This window comes from Massilia sp. GCM10023247, from assembly GCF_042653325.1.
Lineage (GTDB): Bacteria > Pseudomonadota > Gammaproteobacteria > Burkholderiales > Burkholderiaceae_D > Telluria.
Genome location: NZ_JBHSIB010000002.1, coordinates 171478 through 186001 on the forward strand (window position 1 = coordinate 171478; position 14524 = coordinate 186001).

Consider the following 14524-nt stretch of genomic DNA (forward strand, 5'->3'; position numbering starts at 1 on the left):
CTCGCCCTGCGGCTTTTGTTAGACGCTCGGGCCGCATGCCAGGTTGCCGCAGGGACGGAATCCTTTACACTACGGGAAACAATCCGACTCCTTTCGCCATCATGAAAAAAACAGCCCTGAACAAGCAGCCCAAGCAGATCAAGCCGCCGAAGCAGCCCAAGCAGCCCGCGATCCATTACACCATCGTCCCGAAAGACCTGGCCGGGCACCTGTTCAACGTGACGCTGACCGTGCCGGCGCCGAATGCGGACGGCCAGGAGTTCGCGCTGCCGGCCTGGATTCCGGGCAGCTACATGATCCGCGAGTTCGCGCGCAACATCGTGCGCATGCGCGCCGAATCGAACGGCGTGCCCGTCGCGCTCACCAAGCTGGACAAGCATTCCTGGCGTGCGGCGCCGGTCGCCGGCCCACTGACCCTGCACTATGAAGTCTATGCCTGGGACCTGTCGGTGCGCGCGGCGCACCTGGACCAGACCCACGGCTTCTTCAACGGCACCAGTGTCTTCCTGCGCGTGGTGGGCCAGGAGCAGGGCGCGCACGAGGTCGATATCCAGCGCCCCGCCGACCCGGTCGCGAAGACCTGGCGCGTGGCCACCGCCATGCAGGAGCTGGGCGCCAAGCGCTACGGCTTCGGCACCTATGTCGCGGGCGACTACGACGAATTGATCGACCACCCGGTGGAGATGGGCGACTTCGCGCTGGCCAGCTTCAAGGCGCACGGCATCCCGCACGACATCGTCATCACCGGCATCGTGCCGAACCTGGACATGGCGCGCCTGCAGGCCGACCTGAAGGCGATCTGCGAAGCGCAAATCGCGTTCTTCGAGCCCGCGACGCGCCGCGCGCCGGTCGAGCGCTACGTGTTCATGACGATGGCGGTCGGCGACGGCTACGGCGGCCTCGAACACCGCGCCTCGACCGCCCTGATCTGCGCCCGCGCCGACCTGCCGAGCAGCGCCATGCAGAAGTCGGGCGAGCCGAACGAGGGCTACCTGAAATTCCTCGGCCTGTGCAGCCACGAATACTTCCATACCTGGAACGTCAAGCGCATCAAGCCGGCCGTGTTCGCGCCCTACGACCTGCAGGTCGAGAACTACACGCCGCTCTTGTGGCTGTTCGAGGGGTTCACCAGCTATTACGACGACCTGATGCTGGTGCGCGCCGGGATCATCAAGGAGCCGACCTATTTCAAGCTGCTGGCGAAAACGGTCGGCAGCGTGCTGCGCGGCAGCGGCCGCCTCAAGCAGAGCGTGGCCGATTCGAGTTTCGATGCCTGGAGCAAGTACTACCGCCAGGACGAGAATTCGCCGAACGCGATCATCAGCTATTACAGCAAGGGCTCGCTGATCGCGCTGGCCTTCGACCTGACGATCCGCGCCAAGACCGCCGGCGCCAGGTCGCTCGACGACATCATGCGCGCGCTGTGGGAGCGCTACGGGCGCGATTTCTATGCCGGCGCGGGCCGGGGCGTGACGGACCAGGAAGTCGAGGCGCTGTTCGACGAGGTCAGCGGCCTCAAGCTGCGCCCCTTGTTCGACAAGTACGTGCGCGGAGTCGAGGACATTCCGCTGCCCAAGCTGCTGGCGCCGTTCGGCGTCAAGCTGCTCGACGAGCGCAAGAACGGCAAGCCCTCGTTCGACGCCGGCATCGGCCGCGACCCGCTCGGCGCCAAGCTGACGCAAGTGCACGAGGGCGGCGCGGCGCACCAGGCCGGCCTGTCGGCGCTCGACATCGTGATCGCCATCGACGGCCTGCGCGTGAACGGCAACCCCTCGAACGTCGATGCGCTGCTGTCGCGCTATCGCGTGGGCGACAAGGTCGTGGTGCACGCCTTCCGCCGCGACGAGCTGATCGCCTTCGACCTGACCCTGCAGGGCGAGCGCGTGCCGGGCATCAGCCTGGCGCTGGCCGCTCCCGGCAAGAAAACGGCGCTTGCCCGCCCGAGCGTGGCTTGATTCCTCACAGGCCCGGCCAATGCCGGGCCTTTTCATTTCTCCATTCGACGAGGTTCCCTTGAAAACGCTTGCCGCCGCTGTCCTCGCCCTCACCACGCTCCCGGCCCTGGCCCAGCTTCCCGCACCGCTCAAGCAGGACGTGAAGACTCGCATCGACGGCATGTATCCGTGGCTCGATACCGTATATAAGGACCTGCACGCCCATCCGGAGATCGCCTTCCAGGAAGTGCGCACGGCAGGCAAGCTGGCGACCGAGATGCGCAAGCTCGGCTTTACGGTGACCGAAAAGGTCGGCAAGACGGGCGTGGTCGCCGTGCTGAAAAACGGCGCCGGGCCGACCGTGCTGGTGCGTACCGAACTCGATGGCCTGCCGATGGAAGAGAAGACCGGCTTGCCCTACGCCAGCCGCGCCAAAGCCGCGAGCGACGGGCGCGAGAGTTTCGTTACCCACAGCTGCGGCCACGACCTGCACATGGCGAGCTGGCTGGGAACGGCCCGTACGCTGGCGGAGCTGAAATCGCAGTGGAAGGGGACGCTGGTGTTCGTCGGCCAGCCGGCCGAGGAGACCGTGTCGGGCGCCAGGGCGATGCTGGCCGATGGCCTGTTCACCCGCTTCCCGAAGCCCGATTATGCGTTCGCGCTGCACTCCTGGCCGCTCGCGCACGGCACGGTCGGCTACAACACGGGCGCGGTCTCGTCCAATTCCGACGCGATCGAGATCGTCTTCAAGGGCCGCGGCGGACACGGCTCGGCGCCGGATAAATCGGTCGACCCGATCATGGTCGCGGCGCGCTTCGTCGTCGACGTGCAGACCGTCATCAGCCGCGAAAAGGACCCGAAGGAATTCGGCGTGGTGACGATCGGCGCCATCCAGGGCGGCACGGTCGGCAACATCATCCCGGACAGCGTGCAGGTGCGCGGCACCATCCGCTCCTACAGCCCGGCCGTGCGCGCCAAGCTGCTCGACGGCGTGCGCCGGGTGGCGAATGCGTCGGCGGCGATGGCGGGCGCGCCGGCGCCGGACGTGCAGTTGATCAGTGGCGGCGCGGCGATCGTCAACAGCGACGCGCTGGTCGTGAAAACCGAAGCCGTGTTCAAGGATGCCTTCGGCGACGACAAGGCCCAGCGCATGCCGGCCATGACGGCGAGCGAGGATTTTTCCCAGTTCGTCAACGAAGGCGTGCCTTCGATGTTCTTCTTCACCGGCGTGTACGATCCGAAGACCGTGCTCGAGGCCGAGCGCGAGGGTGGCAAGCCGATCGCGTTCAACCATTCGCCCTTCTATGCGCCGGTGCCGGAACCGTCGATCAAGACGGCGGCGCAGGCGATGAGCCTGGCGGTGCTGAACGTGTTAAAACGCTGATCTCGTAGGGGGGAGTCGCTGAAGCCGGGGGCTTCAGCGACGAGTCCACGCGGATGTTTGCGCTGTGTTGGCGGCTCTAGGCGGTCAACCTACTGAGGCCCGGCCAGCGAGCGCAACTGGAATCGGTACTGGTGGTCGAACAAAAACGTCTCCGAAAACGTCAGCTTGCGCATGTTCCCCGCCAGCAGCCTCGCTGGCTTGGGCAGCGGCCGGCTGCGCCGCATGGAGGCCACCGCCACCGCGGAGGCGTCGTCGTCGCGCGAGCGCTGAACGACGACATCGCTCAGTTCTCCGTCCTCGTCCACCGTGATGTTGAGCACGACGATCGCCGGCAGCATCGGCGGCAGGCGCCCGCTGAAGGTTTGTTCGCTGTTGCGCCGCATGACGTGTTGCGCCACCTCGGCCTTGTAGGCGTCGAGCGTGGGCGAGGGCGGAGCGACGGGGGCGGCGCTTGGGGGAAGGATGACGGCGGCGATGCGTTTTACCGTGGAAGCCGCCGTGGAAGCAACGGGCTGGACCGTACTGCATCCGCCCAGGGCTGCCATGAAGAGGAGAGCAGCCCGGGTGCGGATGGAAATCATGTGAGAACCTAGTCGAATAATCGTCGCAGTTCGGCGCCAGGGTTGGAAGCGCGCATGAACGCTTCGCCCACCAGGAACGCGTGCACGTTCGCCTCGCGCATGCGTTTTACGTCTTCCGGCACCATGATTCCCGACTCGGTCACGACCAGCTTGTCGTTGCCGATGCGCGGAAGCAGTCCGATGGTCGTGTCGAGCGTGACCTCGAAGGTGCGCAGGTTGCGGTTGTTGATGCCGAGCAGGCGCGTTTTCAGGCGCAGTGCGGCGGTCAACTCATCACCGTCATGTACTTCGACCAGCACGTCCATGCCGAGTTCCTGAGCACAGGCTTCCAGTTCCGCCATCAGGCCGTGGTCGAGCGCCGAGACGATCAAGAGGATGGCGTCGGCGCCCATCGCCCGTGCTTCGTACACCTGGTACATGTCGACAATAAAATCCTTGCGGATCACCGGTAAATCGCAGGCGGCGCGCGCCTGGCGCAGGTAGTCCGGGGAACCCTGGAAGAAGTGCAGGTCGGTCAGCACCGACAGGCAGGAGGCGCCGCCCTCGGCATAGCTCTCGGCGATCTCGGCCGGACGGAAGTCGGCGCGCAAGACGCCCTTCGAGGGCGAAGCCTTTTTGACTTCCGCAATGACGCCGGCGCGCCCCAGCGCGATGTTCTTGCGCAGGTTCGCTTCGAAACCGCGGATCTCGGCGCGCAGGGCGCTGTCGCCTTCGACTTCGCGGCGCAGGCTGGCCAGGTCGCGGTATTTCTTGGCGGCGGCTACTTCGTCGGCCTTGACGGCGAGGATTTTATTCAGGATGTCGGACATGTGCTTGAACCTTTATCGATGCTGCTTAAGCGTGGCCGCCCAGCTGGCGCGTGACCTTCACGAACTGCTCGAGCTTGGCGACGGCGGCGCCGGAGGCGATCGTGGCCCGGGCTTTCGCCAATCCCTCCTCGATCGAGGCGCACACGCCGGCCGCATACAGGGCGGTGCCGGCATTCAGGGCCACGATGTCGCAGGCCGGTCCCGGCTCGCCGCGCAGCGCTTCCATGACGCGGACTTTCGATTCTTCCGTGTTCGCGACCTTCAGGTTGCGGCTGGCGATCATCGGCATGCCGAAGTCTTCCGGGTGGATTTCGTATTCGCGGATTTCGCCGTTGACCAGTTCGCCGACCAGGGTGGCAGCGCCGAGCGAGACTTCATCCATGTTGTCGCGGCCCCAGACCACCATCGCATGCTGGGCACCAAGGCGCTGCAGCACGCGCACTTGAATGCCGACCAGGTCGGGGTGGAACACGCCCATCAGGATGTTCGGCGCGCCGGCGGGATTCGTCAGCGGGCCGAGGATATTGAAAATGCTGCGCACGCCCAGCTCGCGGCGCACCGGCGCCACGTGTTTCATGGCCGCGTGGTGGTTTGGCGCGAACATGAAGCCGATCCCGGTCTGCGCGATCGATTGCGCGATCTGTTCCGGTTTCAGGTCGATGTGGGCACCCAGCGATTCGATCAGGTCGGCGCTGCCCGAGGACGAGGAGACGCTGCGCCCGCCGTGCTTGGCGACGCGCGCGCCGGCGGCGGCGGCCACGAACATCGAGGCGCTGGAAATATTGAAGGTGTTGGCGCCGTCGCCGCCGGTGCCGACGATATCGAGCAGGTGGGTGGTGTCGGCCATCGGCACCTTGGTCGAAAATTCGCGCATGACCTGGGCGGCGGCGGTGATCTCGCCGATGGTTTCCTTTTTTACGCGCAGGCCGACGGTGAGTGCCGCGACCATGGTCGGCGACATCTCGCCCGACATGATCTGGCGGAACAGGTGCAGCATTTCGTCGTGGAAGATCTCGCGGTGTTCGATACAGCGCAGCAGCGCCTCTTGAGGGGTGATGGGCATGAGCGTTCCAGTGTGTAGGTGATGGTGCGCCGCGCGGCGATCGAGGCGCGGCGCGGACGATGAGCGGGTTAGCGCTGCAGGAAGTTCTTCAGCAGGGCGTGGCCGTGCTCGGACAGGATCGACTCGGGGTGGAACTGCACGCCCTCGATGTCGTATTCCTTGTGGCGCACGCCCATGATTTCGCCGTCGTCGGTCCAGGCGGTCACTTCCAGGCAGGCCGGCAACGATGATCGTTCAATAGCAAGTGAGTGGTAGCGGATCACGGTGAAGGGGCTCGGCAGCCCCTTGAAGACGCCGACGCCGGTGTGGGCGATGAGCGAGGTCTTGCCGTGCATGACTTCCTTGGCGCGCACGATCTTGCCCCCAAAAGCTTCGCCGATCGCCTGGTGGCCGAGGCAGACGCCGAGGATCGGGATCCTGCCCTTGAATTGCTTGATCACGTCCACCGATACGCCGGCATCGACCGGGGCTTTCGGACCCGGGGAGATGCAGATGCGGTCCGGCTTCATCTCGGCGATCGCCTCGAGCGTGATCTCGTCGTTGCGCACGGTGCGCACCTCTTCACCCAGTTCGCCGAAATACTGGACGATGTTGTAGGTGAAGGAATCGTAGTTGTCGATCATGAGCAGCATGTCAGAACTCCCCATCCAGTCCGTCTTGCACCTGTTCGGCGGCGCGCAGCACGGCGCGTGCCTTGTTTTCGGTTTCCTGCCATTCCATTTCCGGAATCGAGTCGGCCACGATGCCGGCCGCGGCCTGCACATACAGGTTGCCGTCCTTGATCACGCCGGTGCGGATCGCGATCGCCACGTCCATCTCGCCGCCGAACGACAGGTAGCCGCAGGCGCCGCCATAGATGCCGCGTTTCACCGGCTCGAGTTCGTCGATGACTTCCATCGCCCGTACCTTCGGCGCACCGGTCAGGGTGCCGGCCGGGAAGGTGGCGCGCAGCACGTCCAGGTTCGACATGCCTTCCTTTAAGGCGCCTTCGACGTTCGAGACGATGTGCTGCACGTGCGAGTATTTTTCGATGACCATGCGGTCGGTGACTTTTACCGTGCCGGTATCGGCGATGCGGCCGATGTCGTTGCGCGCCAGGTCGATCAGCATCACGTGCTCGGCGACCTCCTTCGGGTCGGCCAGCAGTTCGGCGGCCAGCGCGGTATCGCGTTCCGGCGTCGATCCGCGCGGGCGGGTGCCGGCGATCGGGCGCAGCGTGACCTTGCGCTCGCCTAGAGGCGACGTTTCGTTGCGCACCAGGATCTCCGGCGAGGCGCCGACGATCTGCATGTCGCCGAAATTGTAGTAATACATGTACGGCGAGGGATTCAGCGAACGCAGCGAGCGGTACAGCGAGAGCGGCGAGTCGACATAGGGCTTGCGGATACGCTGGCCGATCTGCACCTGCATCAGGTCGCCGGCCATCACGTATTCATGGGCCCGGGCTACCGCCGCCAGATAGTCTTCCTTGGAAAAATCGCGCACCGCTTCGGTGCGCACCGAGGCGGTCGTCACCGGCGCGTCGACGCTCCGGCGCAGCATGACGCGCAAGTCTTTCAGGCGCTGGCGCGCTTTCGTAAACGCTTCGGGCGTCGAGGGGTCGGCATACACGATCAAATACAGCTTGCCCGACAGGTTGTCGATCACGGCCAGCTCTTCGGTGACCATCAGCTGGATGTCGGGCAGGCCCAGTTCGTCCCTGGGGGCCTGGCCGGCCAGCTTGCGCTCGATGTGGCGCACCGTGTCGTAGCCGAAGTAACCGGCCAGGCCGCCGCAGAAGCGCGGCATGCCCGGACGCAAGGCTACCTTGAAACGTGCTTGGTACGCTTCGATGAAGTCGAGCGGGTTGCCCTCGTGGGTCTCGACGACGACGCCGTTGGTGACGACCTCAAGCAGATCGCCGGTGCTGCGCAGCAAGGTCTTGGCGGGCAGGCCGATGAAGGAATAGCGCCCGAAGCGTTCGCCGCCGACGACCGATTCCAGCAAGAAGGTGTTCTTGCCGGTGTGTTGGGACTGGGCCAGTTTCAAATACAGGGTCAGCGGCGTTTCCAGGTCGGCGAAGGCTTCGGCGATCAGCGGAATACGGTTATGGCCCTGGTTGGCCAGCGATTTGAATTCGAGTTCGGTCATGTTCTTCTCCGGGCCGCCAGCGCAAGTGGAGGTGGGGCGGCGGTTGTTCAAAAAACCTGCCGGATGCGCGTGCAGCCGGCAGCAATCAATCGGGTTAGTGAGCCCAGGATTGCCAGCGTCGCCACAGCCAGGCCTCAAGGGCGCCGGTCTGGTTGACAGTGTGTTTTTTCGTGAAGAACATGTATAGATGAGTTAGGTTTGGGTGCTGTTGTGCGCACGAACGAGCTCGGCAGCATCCAGCAGCGAATTCACTATACCATCGGAATCGATGGTTTGAACAGGCCTTCCGTGGTTATAACCATATGGCACGGTGAGCACAAAGCAGCCGGCGCCGCGCGCCGCTTCGGCGTCGTTGGAGGAGTCGCCGATGGCCACCACCTGGGCCGGCGCAAGGTCGAAATCGCGGCAGACCTGGAGCAGCGGCAAGGGGTCGGGCTTCTTTTTCGGCAGCGAGTCGCCGCCATAGACCAGCTCGAAAAACGGCGCCAGGCCCTTTTGCGCCAGCAGCGGGGTGGTGAAGGCGATCGGCTTGTTGGTGACGCAGGCCAGGCGCAGGCCGAGGCGTGTCAAGGCCGCGAGGCCGTCGAGTACGCCGTCGAACAGGCGGCTGCGCTCGCCGTTGATGGCGAGGTAATGGCGCTGGTAGGCGGCCATCGCCTGCTCGAAGACGGCGTCGATGCGCGCCGCGTCGAAATCGAGCGCGAGCACGTCGCGGATCAGCTTTTCGGAACCCTTGCCGACCATCGGCGTGATGGTGTCTTGCGTGATCGGCGCCAGCTCGAGCTCGGCGCGCATGGCGTTCAGGGCCAGTTCGAAGTCGGGCACGGTGTCGAGCATCGTGCCGTCGAGGTCGATGATGGCGGCCCGGATCGGGCCCGCGCCGGCGCGCATTATTTGCCGACCGTGGCCAGCTCGGCGCGCATGGCGTCGATCACGGCCTTGTAGTCGGGCTTGCCGAAGATGGCGGAACCGGCGACGAAGGTGTCGGCGCCGGCGGCGGCGGCGGCGGCGATGTTGTCGGCCTTGATGCCGCCATCGACTTCGAGCAGGATGTCGCGGCCCGATTCATCGATCATGCGGCGCGCAATCGCGATCTTCTTGAGCGCTTCGGGAATGAAGGACTGGCCGCCGAAGCCCGGGTTGACCGACATGATCAGGATGATGTCGATCTTGTCCATCACATGCTCGAGGTAGTGCATCGGCGTGCCCGGGTTGAACACCAGGCCGGCCTTGCAGCCGTGGTCGCGGATCAATTGCAGGGTGCGGTCGATGTGCTCGGACGCTTCCGGGTGGAAGGTGATGATGTTGGCGCCGGCTTTCGCGAAGTCGGGGATGATGCGGTCGACCGGCTTGACCATCAGGTGGACGTCGATCGGCACCTGCACGTGCGGGCGGATCGCCTGGCATACCAGCGGGCCGATGGTCAGGTTCGGCACGTAATGGTTGTCCATCACGTCGAAGTGGATGATGTCGGCGCCTGCCTCGACGACGTTGCGGACTTCCTCGCCCAGGCGGGCGAAGTCGGCGGACAGGATGCTGGGAGCGATGCGGTAGGTGGTCATGGGATCGGCGTGCGGTTGTGAACAGCCGCTATTTTACGCCGAGCCCGCACAGGTCGCGCGCAGCCCCGTTTTTCGGCACGGGGTATCATGTGGTTTTGCGCACCCGCGCCCGCCGCTCGTTCGTCTTGAGCGCGCACGCGCCTCCACCAATACAAGAAGAGGGAAGCCAATGGCTGCCTACGATTTCACCGTGTCCGTCCGCACCAAATACCTGCCCGAACAGTCCAAGCCGGACCGCGACGAGTATGTGTTTTCTTATACGATTACGATCCGCAACACCGGCGAGGTGCCGGCCCAGCTGATTTCGCGGCACTGGGTCATCACCGACGCCAGCAACCGCACCCAGGAAGTGGCGGGGCTCGGCGTGGTCGGCCACCAGCCACTGTTGAAACCCGGCGAGCAGTTCGAATACACGAGCGGCACTCCGCTGGCCACCCCGCAGGGCTCGATGCGCGGCGAATACTTCTGCGTGGCCGAGGATGGACACCGGTTCGAGGTGAAAATTCCGGAATTCGTGCTAACGCTGCCGAGCATGCTGCATTAAATTAGGGTTCGCGCGGCGGCTCCGGCGCCTGTTCCTGCAGCGGCTTCTCCTCGCGCAGCGGCCGCTTCCGGTTTTCCGGGCGGCCGGAGAACATCGTCCACCAGACGATAAACACCAGCAGGAACAGCGCCACGCCTGCTTCCAACATCAAGATCCACATACCCGGTCCTTATGCAATTGATACGCCGCAGTGTACCAAGCTCGCTCGCCCTCGTGGCACTTCTGTTGACCGCCTGCGGCACCCCGCCGCAGCAGCCGCAGCCGCAGCAGCCGGCGCCGGCGCCGACGAAGCAGCCGGACATCGTCATGCCGCCGCCGGTCGGCCCGGTCGGGGTTCCCGCCCCGGCGCCTGTTCCTGTTCCTGTTCCGACCATGACGCCGGTTTCCTTCGCGTCGCTGCCGGGCTGGCAGCAGGACGACCTGCGCCAGGCTTGGCCGGCGTTCACCACCTCCTGCCGCGTGCTGGTCAGGAAAGCCGAGTGGCAGGCGCCGTGCACGGCGGCCACGACGGTCGACGGCGGCGACGGCGCGGCCATCCGCAGCTATTTCGAAACGTATTTCGTGCCGAATCAGATGCGCATGCGCGACGGCCTTGATACCGGCCTCATCACCGGCTACTACGAACCGATGCTGCGCGGCTCGCGCAAGCGCGGGGGCGCCTTCCAGACGCCGCTCTACCGGGTGCCGGACGACCTGGTCACGGTCGACCTGGCCTCCGTCTACCCGAGCCTGAAGAACATGCGCCTGCGCGGCCGCCTGGTCGGCAAGACCGTGGTGCCCTACAGCACCCGCGCCGAGATCGAGCGCGCGCCGCTGGCGGGCAAGGAGCTGGTCTGGGTCGACGATCCGGTCGAGGCCTTCTTCCTGGAGGTGCAGGGCTCGGGCCGTGTCCGCATCGACGAGACCGGCGAGACGGTCCGCATCGCGTTTGCCGACCAGAACGGCCATCCCTATAAAGTGATCGGGCGCTGGCTGGTGGAGCAGGGGGAATTGCCGGCCGACGGCGTCTCCGCGCAGAGCATCAAGGCGTGGATCGCCGCCAATCCGGCGCGGCGCCAGGAGTTGCTGAATGTCAATCCGAGCTATATCTTCTTCCGCGAAGAACGCCTGCCTGACCCGAACGTCGGTCCGAAGGGCGCGCTGGGCGTGCCGCTGACCCCGGAGCGCTCGGTGGCGGTCGACCCGCAGCACGTGCCGCTGGGCGCCCCTCTGTTCCTCTCCACCTCGCACCCGGCCGACGGCGCGCCCTTGCAGCGTTTGATGATGGCGCAGGATACCGGCGGCGCGATCCGCGGCCCGGTGCGCGCGGATTTCTTCTTCGGTTTCGGCGGGAATGCTGCGGAATATGCAGGGCGCATGAAACAGCGCGGGTCGGTGTGGGTACTGTTGCCTAAATAGGCGTTCTCAGCCCTTGGCGCTGCGCAGGCGGGTGCCGGACACGTCGCCAGCGCCACTGTCAGGCAGCGCATCGTCGCCGCCATCCGCCCGAGCATCGCGTCCGGCGTGATGCGCTGGCGCAGGGTGATATACGGCATGAAGAACAGCATCGCAGCAGGACCGCGCACAGCGGCAATGCGAGCATCGTCACCTGGCGCCGAAATTGGTGAGCACGCTGCTCAGCCAGGAGCGGCGAAAGTCGGGATTGCGCAGCATCGGGTCGGCGCGCAGCCTGCCGAGAAATGTCGTTGTGGGCTGCGGGCCGATGGGGTCGCCTCCTGATTGTCTGTTCGGCAATGATACCTGTCGTCCGCGCCTTCGGAGGCGCTACAATCGCGGCAGTGTCGTCTAACTCAGTGTCCTAACTTATAAGGGTGTCCCATGGAATATGCTGACCTGCTGATCGAAAACCACGGCAAGGTAGTCGTGATCCGGCTGAACCGTCCGAAAGCGATGAACGCGCTGAACGACAACATGATGAACGAGCTCGGCCATGCGTTATACCAGTATGACGCCGACCCGGCCGTCAACGTCATCGTCCTGACCGGCAGCGAAAAAGTCTTCGCCGCCGGTGCCGACATCGCGGCGATGGCCAACTACACCTATGCCGACACCTATCCGGGCAACTACATCGGCCGCAACTGGGAACACATCCTCAACGTGCGCAAGCCGGTGATCGGCGTCGTGGCCGGCTACGCCCTCGGCGGCGGCTGCGAACTGGCGATGATGTGCGACTTCCTGATCGCATCGAGCAGCGCCAAGTTCGGCCAGCCGGAAATCAAGGTCGGCGTGACCCCGGGCGCCGGCGGGACCCAGCGCCTGCCGCGCACGATCGGCAAGTCGAAGGCCATGGACATGCTGCTGACCTCGCGCATGATCGACGCCGCCGAGGCCGAGCGCACCGGGCTGGTGTCGCGTGTCTTCCCGGCCGAGACCCTGATGGAAGAGGCGCTGGCCGTGGCCAACACGATTGCCGAGATGCCGGTGTCGGTGGCGATGGCGATCAAGGATTCGGTCAACCGTGCGTTCGAGACGACGCTGACCGAAGGCGTGCGCTACGAGCGCCGCTTCTTCCACGCCGCGTTCGGCACGCCTGCGCAGAAAGAGGGGATGTCTGCCTTCCTCGAGAAGCGCAAGCCGAACTTCGAAGGCATGTAAGCGATGCGAGCGCCGCGATGCGATCGGCGGTGTGTGCTGAAAGGTATCGCGGCGCTCGTCATCGTCGCCGCGGCGGCGAGCGCCTGTGCGCCCTTGCCGCCGCTCGAACCCCGTTCCGCGAGCGTGGCGATGACTGACAGCGGCGCGACGCAACTGGGGCGTGCGCTCGCGCCCTTGGCGGCGCAGCATCCCGGACTGTCCGGCATCCATTCGCTGCTGGACGGGCGCGACGCCTTTGCCGCGCGCGTGCTGCTCGCCCGCGCCGCCGAGCGCAGCCTCGACATCCAGTACTACATCTGGCGCAATGACCTGACCGGTGTCCTGATGCTGGACGAACTGCGCAGTGCCGCGCTGCGTGGCGTGCGGGTCCGGCTCCTCCTCGACGATAACAACACGGCCGGCCTCGATCCCGTCCTCTCGGCCCTCGGCCGCGAACCGAATATCGAAGTGCGCCTGTTCAACCCCTTTGCGATGCGCCACTGGCGCCCGCTGGGTTATCTCACCGATTTTCGCCGGCTGAACCGGCGCATGCACAATAAATCCTTCACCGCGGACAGCCAGGCAACGATCGTCGGCGGCCGCAATGTCGGCGACGAATACTTCGGTGCGGCAGGGGACATGCTCTTCATCGACCTCGACGTGATGGCGGTCGGGGCCGTGGTCGACGCCGTGTCGCACGACTTCGACCGCTACTGGAACAGCGCCTCGGCGTATCCGATCGCCAAACTGGTCGCGCCTGGCGACGTCCCCGCGGTCGACCTGGGACAACGTGCGGCCGAGCTGCGCAGCCAGCCCGAAGCGCAGCGTTACCTGGAAGCCGTCAGGACGCTGCCCTTCGTGGAGCAACTGAAACAGGGAAGCCTGCCGCTCGAGTGGAGCCTTACCCGCCTGGTCAGCGACAACCCGGCCAAGGTGCTCGGCAAGGCGGATCCCCGCGACCGCATGGCCGTCCAGCTCTCGCAGCTGTGGGACAAACCCGAACAATCACTGGATATCGTTTCACCTTACTTCGTTCCCGGCAGAAAGGGTGTCAACGCCTTGGTCGGCGCGGCACGCGATGGCGCCAAGGTCCGCGTGCTGACTAACTCGCTCGAAGCGACCGATGTCGCAGCCGTGCATGCCGGCTACGCCAAGTGGCGCCACGAACTGCTGGGGGCCGGCGTGACGCTGCTCGAACTGCGCCGCAGCGTAGGGCCGGGGCTGCCGGAAAGCGGCCGCGGCCGATTCGGCAGTTCGGCCAGCAGCCTGCATGCGAAGACCTTCGCGGTCGACGGGCGCAGCATTTTTATTGGATCCTTCAACCTGGACCAGCGTTCGATCGACCTGAACACCGAGATGGGCTTCGTGATCGACAGTCCCTTACTGGCCAGGCAACTGCACAAGCAACTCGACGAGGGCAGCCCGAGCCGCGCCTACGAAGTGAAGCTGGACGAGGATGGAAAGCTGTATTGGCTGGAACGTTCGGGCGACACCGTGCTGCGCTACGACGACGAACCTGGCGTCAGCATCTGGAAGCGGGCCGGGGTCCGCGTGCTGTCCTTCCTGCCGATCGACTGGCTTTTGTAAGAAGTGTCGAAATGGACTTGCGCCCCCTGGCCCTGGTTTGCTATAGTTCGCCTCCTTCGCAAATCACCAACGAAATCAAGTAGTTGAGTTGACAACGAAGGCCGCGGCAAGCTGCGGTGTTGTAAAAAAGAGGTTGACGAGAATCACGAAACACGACATACTCTCGTTCCTCTGCTGCTGACGAACAAAACGATTCGCAGAACACAGCAAGGCAGTACCGAATAAGTTCTTTAAAAATTAACAGTCGATAAGTGTGGGCGTTTGATGGAGGTGCCAAGACTTCGGTCTTGATTACTTAAAATATCAAATGTTCACAAAAGTATTAAGCGTTGTCTCAGCAATGAGATGACGGTCAG

Annotated in this window: 14 protein-coding genes; 6 read left to right on the forward strand and 8 right to left on the reverse strand. The window is 64.8% G+C overall.

The features are described 5' to 3' along the window. Nucleotides 1–101 precede the first annotated feature (101 nt). Complete coding sequence (locus ACFPAH_RS00800) at nucleotides 102–1955, forward strand: M61 family metallopeptidase (protein ID WP_379739164.1); 1854 nt, start codon at nucleotides 102–104, stop codon at nucleotides 1953–1955. Between the two features lie 19 nt (nucleotides 1956–1974). Then, nucleotides 1975–3318, forward strand: coding sequence for an amidohydrolase (locus tag ACFPAH_RS00805; protein ID WP_379739167.1), 1344 nt, complete (start codon nucleotides 1975–1977; stop codon nucleotides 3316–3318). An 89-nt stretch (nucleotides 3319–3407) separates the two neighbouring features. Here ACFPAH_RS00805 and ACFPAH_RS00810 read toward each other — a convergent pair whose 3' ends face one another. The 7 genes from ACFPAH_RS00810 to rpe all read right to left on the reverse strand — a co-directional run bounded on the left by ACFPAH_RS00810 (nucleotide 3408) and on the right by rpe (nucleotide 9463). Further along, nucleotides 3408–3899: a hypothetical protein gene (locus tag ACFPAH_RS00810; protein ID WP_379739169.1), complete on the reverse strand. Its 492-nt coding sequence runs from the start codon at nucleotides 3897–3899 to the stop codon at nucleotides 3408–3410. Between the two features lie 8 nt (nucleotides 3900–3907). Next, a complete protein-coding gene (trpC, locus tag ACFPAH_RS00815) occupies nucleotides 3908–4708 on the reverse strand; it encodes an indole-3-glycerol phosphate synthase TrpC (RefSeq protein WP_379739172.1) in 801 nt (266 codons plus the stop codon). Between the two features lie 25 nt (nucleotides 4709–4733). Continuing rightward, nucleotides 4734–5771, reverse strand: coding sequence for an anthranilate phosphoribosyltransferase (trpD, locus tag ACFPAH_RS00820; RefSeq protein ID WP_379739175.1), 1038 nt, complete (start codon nucleotides 5769–5771; stop codon nucleotides 4734–4736). Nucleotides 5772–5839: 68 nt separating this feature from the next. Continuing rightward, the gene (locus ACFPAH_RS00825; RefSeq protein WP_379739178.1) at nucleotides 5840–6403 is read right to left on the reverse strand and encodes an anthranilate synthase component II; all 564 of its coding nucleotides are present in this window, start codon (nucleotides 6401–6403) and stop codon (nucleotides 5840–5842) included. 1 nt (nucleotide 6404) lies between these two features. Then, entirely contained in the window at nucleotides 6405–7901 is a 1497-nt protein-coding gene (trpE, locus tag ACFPAH_RS00830) for an anthranilate synthase component I (RefSeq protein WP_379739181.1), read from the reverse strand. Nucleotides 7902–8093: 192 nt separating this feature from the next. After that, nucleotides 8094–8792: a phosphoglycolate phosphatase gene (locus ACFPAH_RS00835; protein ID WP_379739184.1), complete on the reverse strand. Its 699-nt coding sequence runs from the start codon at nucleotides 8790–8792 to the stop codon at nucleotides 8094–8096. After that, nucleotides 8792–9463, reverse strand: a complete 672-nt coding sequence (gene rpe / locus ACFPAH_RS00840) for a ribulose-phosphate 3-epimerase (RefSeq protein WP_379739187.1) — start codon at nucleotides 9461–9463, stop codon at nucleotides 8792–8794. The genes ACFPAH_RS00835 and rpe overlap by 1 nt, the downstream gene beginning before the upstream one ends. A 169-nt stretch (nucleotides 9464–9632) precedes the next feature. Between rpe and apaG the strand changes: the two genes are divergently transcribed. Next, nucleotides 9633–10007, forward strand: coding sequence for a Co2+/Mg2+ efflux protein ApaG (gene apaG / locus ACFPAH_RS00845; protein WP_379739190.1), 375 nt, complete (start codon nucleotides 9633–9635; stop codon nucleotides 10005–10007). Between the two features lies 1 nt (nucleotide 10008). Here the strand turns inward: apaG and ACFPAH_RS00850 are convergent, their stop codons facing one another. Further along, nucleotides 10009–10167, reverse strand: a complete 159-nt coding sequence (locus tag ACFPAH_RS00850) for a hypothetical protein (RefSeq protein ID WP_379739193.1) — start codon at nucleotides 10165–10167, stop codon at nucleotides 10009–10011. Nucleotides 10168–10178: 11 nt separating this feature from the next. Between ACFPAH_RS00850 and ACFPAH_RS00855 the strand changes: the two genes are divergently transcribed. The 3 genes from ACFPAH_RS00855 to ACFPAH_RS00865 all read left to right on the forward strand — a co-directional run bounded on the left by ACFPAH_RS00855 (nucleotide 10179) and on the right by ACFPAH_RS00865 (nucleotide 14168). After that, nucleotides 10179–11405, forward strand: a complete 1227-nt coding sequence (locus ACFPAH_RS00855) for a murein transglycosylase A (protein WP_379739196.1) — start codon at nucleotides 10179–10181, stop codon at nucleotides 11403–11405. Nucleotides 11406–11825: 420 nt separating this feature from the next. Next, on the forward strand, nucleotides 11826–12602 hold the full coding sequence (locus ACFPAH_RS00860; RefSeq protein WP_379739199.1) for an enoyl-CoA hydratase: 777 nt from the start codon (nucleotides 11826–11828) through the stop codon (nucleotides 12600–12602). Between the two features lie 3 nt (nucleotides 12603–12605). Next, nucleotides 12606–14168, forward strand: coding sequence for a phospholipase D family protein (locus ACFPAH_RS00865; RefSeq protein WP_379739201.1), 1563 nt, complete (start codon nucleotides 12606–12608; stop codon nucleotides 14166–14168). The last annotated feature ends 356 nt before the right edge of the window (nucleotides 14169–14524 follow it).